Source organism: Candidatus Symbiopectobacterium sp. (assembly GCF_020054415.1).
Lineage (GTDB): Bacteria > Pseudomonadota > Gammaproteobacteria > Enterobacterales > Enterobacteriaceae > Symbiopectobacterium.
Map to the genome: position 1 here is coordinate 1 of NZ_JAHWCO010000461.1, position 4,054 is coordinate 4,054.

Below are 4,054 nucleotides of genomic sequence, written 5' to 3' on the forward strand. Positions count from 1 at the left end.
ATTACTGTTAGTTCGTAATGAATTAACTGATGTTCACTCTTCAAGACTTTTATTTTTTAAGCACTGATGCTTTACGATAAAGTCCTGTGAGTGCCCACACAGATTGTCTGATTAATTGTTAAAGAGCGTTGCCACATCTACCGTGGCGCGTATATTACGCTACCCCGCTGAAAAGTCAACGTTAATTTTTCAATTTCGCGTTTAACTTTCCGACCGTTACCGCAACTGCGTGTCGCTGTTGCCGTGTCAGTGGTGGCGCAGTATAGGGATTTCCGCGCAGCCTGCAATAGGTATTTTGAATAAAATTGACTGTTTGCTGAATTCCACAGCAAAACCCCGCTTTATACCCACTTTTGCACAATGTTATCCACAAATGAGATTCTCCCTAAAATTAGACGAGCATCACGCAAACGTTTTCGCTACAATTATCCCGCGAAAAATTACCGCACAAGAACAGAATAGGAATGCGGTTTTATCCAGATAAAGATAAAAACAGCAAAACTTCATTCATATACTGTTCTTTTATGCCTATACAAAGCCAAGGGATACATCACCATGTCACAACCTAGTCCTATCCGCCGCGCTTTACTCAGCGTTTCTGACAAAGCCGGTATTGTCGAATTTGCTCAGGCGCTTTCTCAACGTGGCGTGGAGCTGCTTTCCACTGGCGGTACTGCCCGCCTGTTGGCTGATGCGGGTTTACCCGTCACTGAAGTGTCCGACTATACGGGCTTCCCAGAGATGATGGATGGTCGCGTTAAAACCCTGCACCCAAAAGTACACGGCGGGATCCTGGGTCGTCGCGGCACGGATGACTCCATCATGGCAGAACATGACATCAGCCCCATTGATATGGTGGTGGTAAACCTGTATCCCTTCGCGCAAACGGTGGCACGCCCCGATTGTTCACTGGCTGATGCAGTCGAAAATATCGATATTGGCGGCCCGACCATGGTGCGTTCCGCCGCCAAGAACCATAACGATGTCGCTATCGTGGTAAAAAGCAGTGACTACGCTGACATCATCAACGAAATGGATGCCAATGCGCGTTCCCTGACGTTAGAAACCCGCTTCAATCTGGCGATCAAAGCCTTTAAACATACCGCGGCCTACGACAGCATGATTGCCAACTACTTTGGCACGATGGTTCCTCCTTACCACGGAGAGACAGATAAGCCGGCCGGCCACTTCCCGCGTACGCTGAACCTGAACTTCATCAAGAAGCAGGACATGCGTTACGGCGAGAACAGCCATCAGCAGGCCGCCTTCTATATTGAAGAGACGCTGAAAGAGGCCTCTGTTGCGACAGCAGAACAGTTGCAGGGTAAAGCGCTGTCTTACAACAATATTGCCGACACCGATGCGGCACTGGAGTGCGTAAAAGAGTTCGCCGAACCGGCCTGCGTCATAGTGAAACACGCCAACCCCTGTGGCGTTGCTATTGGCGAGTCGATTCTGGCGGCCTACGAGCGCACCTACAAAACCGACCCTACCTCTGCATTTGGCGGCATCATCGCATTTAACCGCGAATTGGACGAAGCCACCGCGCAAGCGATCATCACTCGTCAGTTTGTAGAAGTGATCATCGCGCCCTCAGCCAGTGCAGCGGCCTTGAAAGTAACAGCTGCAAAACAGAACGTGCGCGTCCTCATTTGCGGCCAATGGCAGCAACGCGTTTCCGGGCTGGATTTCAAACGCGTCAACGGTGGCCTGCTGGTACAGGATCGCGATCTGGGCATGGTTGATGCGGGTCAACTGCGCGTTGTCACAGAGCGTCAACCGACAGAAACCGAACTGCGCGATGCACTGTTCTGCTGGAAAGTCGCGAAGTTCGTCAAATCCAATGCCATCGTCTATGCCCGTGATAATATGACTGTCGGCATCGGTGCAGGACAGATGAGCCGCGTCTATTCCGCAAAAATCGCAGGAATTAAAGCCGGTGACGAAGGATTGCAGGTTGAAGGCTCAGTAATGGCCTCTGATGCGTTCTTCCCGTTCCGTGACGGTATCGATGCCGCAGCAGCCGTTGGCATTACCTGTGTGATTCAGCCGGGAGGTTCCGTTCGTGATGACGAGGTTATAACCGCCGCTAACGAACGCGGCATTGCCATGATCTTCACCGACATGCGCCATTTCCGCCACTAATTCAGGATATGACACAGATGAACATTTTAATCATTGGTAATGGCGGGCGCGAACACGCGCTGGCGTGGAAAGCCGCCCAGTCGCCGCTGGCAGATAATGTCTATGTCGCGCCCGGTAATGCGGGTACGGCACGTGAGCCTGCGCTGCAAAACGTGGCGATCTCCGCTACCGATATTCCGGCGCTGGTTGCTTTTGCCCAGGAAAAACAGATTGGTTTGACGATCGTTGGTCCGGAAGCACCGCTGGTGATTGGCGTGGTTGATGCTTTCCGTGCTGCGGGTCTGACGATTTTTGGCCCGACTCAAGCTGCCGCACAATTGGAAGGCTCCAAGGCCTTTACCAAAGACTTCTTGGCGCGCCAGCAGATCCCCACCGCGTTCTACCAGAATTTCACCGAGGTTGAGTCTGCACTGACCTATGTGCGTAAGCACGGCGCGCCTATCGTGATCAAGGCTGACGGCCTGGCGGCGGGAAAAGGCGTTATCGTTGCCATTACGCAGGAAGAAGCGGAAAACGCGGTTCAGGATATGCTGGCAGGCAATGCGTTTGGTGATGCCGGGCACCGTATCGTCATCGAGGAGTTTCTGGAAGGGGAAGAGGCCAGCTTTATCGTCATGGTCGACGGCGATAATGTATTGCCCATGGCCACCAGCCAAGACCACAAGCGTGTGGGCGATAAAGACACTGGCCCGAACACGGGCGGTATGGGCGCATACTCTCCTGCCCCGGTGGTGACCGATGAGATCCAACAACGCGTGATGGATCAGGTGATTTGGCCAACCGTACGCGGCATGAAGGCTGAGGGAAACACCTATACCGGTTTCCTCTATGCCGGGTTGATGATCGATGACGCGGGCCAACCTAAGGTGATCGAATTTAACTGCCGCTTTGGCGATCCGGAAACGCAACCGATCATGATGCGCCTGCGTTCGGATCTGGTGGAGATGTGTCTGGCAGCCTGTGAGGGCAAGCTGGATCAGACAACGTCCGTCTGGGATGAGCGCCCGGCGCTGGGCGTGGTGATTGCGGCAGGCGGTTACCCCGGTGACTACGCTTCCGGCGATGTCATCAGCGGCTTACAACAGGAAGAAGCGGAAGGCAGCAAAGTGTTTCAGGCTGGCACCGCACTGCGTGGCGATGACGTAGTCACCAGCGGTGGGCGCGTGCTGTGCGTGACCGCCTTGGGTAGCACTGTCGCACTGGCGCAGCAGAAAGCGTATGAGGTTGCCAAAGATATCCGCTGGAACGGCAGTTTCTACCGCAATGATATCGGCTACCGCGCCATTGCTCGTGAGCAAGAGCAATAATGCGGGAGTGATAGGTGGTATGCCCCTTCGTCGTCCTCGGCGTAGGCCGGGGACCTCTAGCAGAAGAAACGCGTTTAACCTGCGAGAGATTCCCGCCTACGCGGGAATGACAAAGAGTATTCAGAAACGACAAGAAGTAGGCGGGAATGAGAGCCTGTACACGAGATTGTGTAATTGCCTGAGTGGACGGCCTGAAAGGGTTCCCGGATGCCATCAACACGGTCTACCCGGAAGCAGGCATCCAGTTGTGCATCGTGCACACGGTGCGCAACAGTCTGCTCTTCGTTGCCTGGAAGGACTATAAGGCGGTAACACGCGACCTCAAAGCAGTGTATCATGCTCCAACCGAAGAGGCCGCGCTTCAGGCACTGGAGACGTTCGGTGGGACATGGGATCACCGCTATCCGCAGATAAGCCGGAGCTGGTAGTCAAACTGGGCAAACCTGTCGACATTCTTCTCGTACCCGCAGGAACTTCGCGAGGTAATCTACACGACGAACGCTATAGAATCACTGAACAGCGTGATCCGGCATGCAATCAAGAAACGCAAGGTGTTCCCGACTGATGACTCGGTGAAGAAGGTCGTATGGCTGGCAATCCAG

Annotated in this window: 2 protein-coding genes and 1 pseudogene; all 3 read left to right on the plus strand. The window is 53.7% G+C overall.

Translation table 11 applies throughout. The annotated features are described in order from the left end of the window. Positions 1-555 precede the first annotated feature (555 nt). Positions 556-2,145, plus strand: a complete 1,590-nt coding sequence (gene purH, locus QZ506_RS13405; protein WP_291971662.1) for a bifunctional phosphoribosylaminoimidazolecarboxamide formyltransferase/IMP cyclohydrolase — start codon at positions 556-558, stop codon at positions 2,143-2,145. Positions 2,146-2,162: 17 nt separating this feature from the next. Next, positions 2,163-3,452 (plus strand): phosphoribosylamine--glycine ligase, encoded by a 1,290-nt coding sequence (gene purD / locus QZ506_RS13410; RefSeq protein ID WP_291971664.1) that lies wholly within the window; start codon positions 2,163-2,165, stop codon positions 3,450-3,452. Positions 3,453-3,622: 170 nt separating this feature from the next. Then, positions 3,623-4,054 (plus strand): annotated as a pseudogene (locus QZ506_RS13415) (transposase); the annotation flags it as partial.

Bases quoted from the DNA above. Each gene is read 5' to 3' on its own strand.
- purH (WP_291971662.1), top strand. From the start codon at position 556: ATGTCACAACCTAGTCCTATCCGCCGCGCTTTACTCAGCGTTTCTGAC.
- purD (WP_291971664.1), top strand. From the start codon at position 2,163: ATGAACATTTTAATCATTGGTAATGGCGGGCGCGAACACGCGCTGGCG.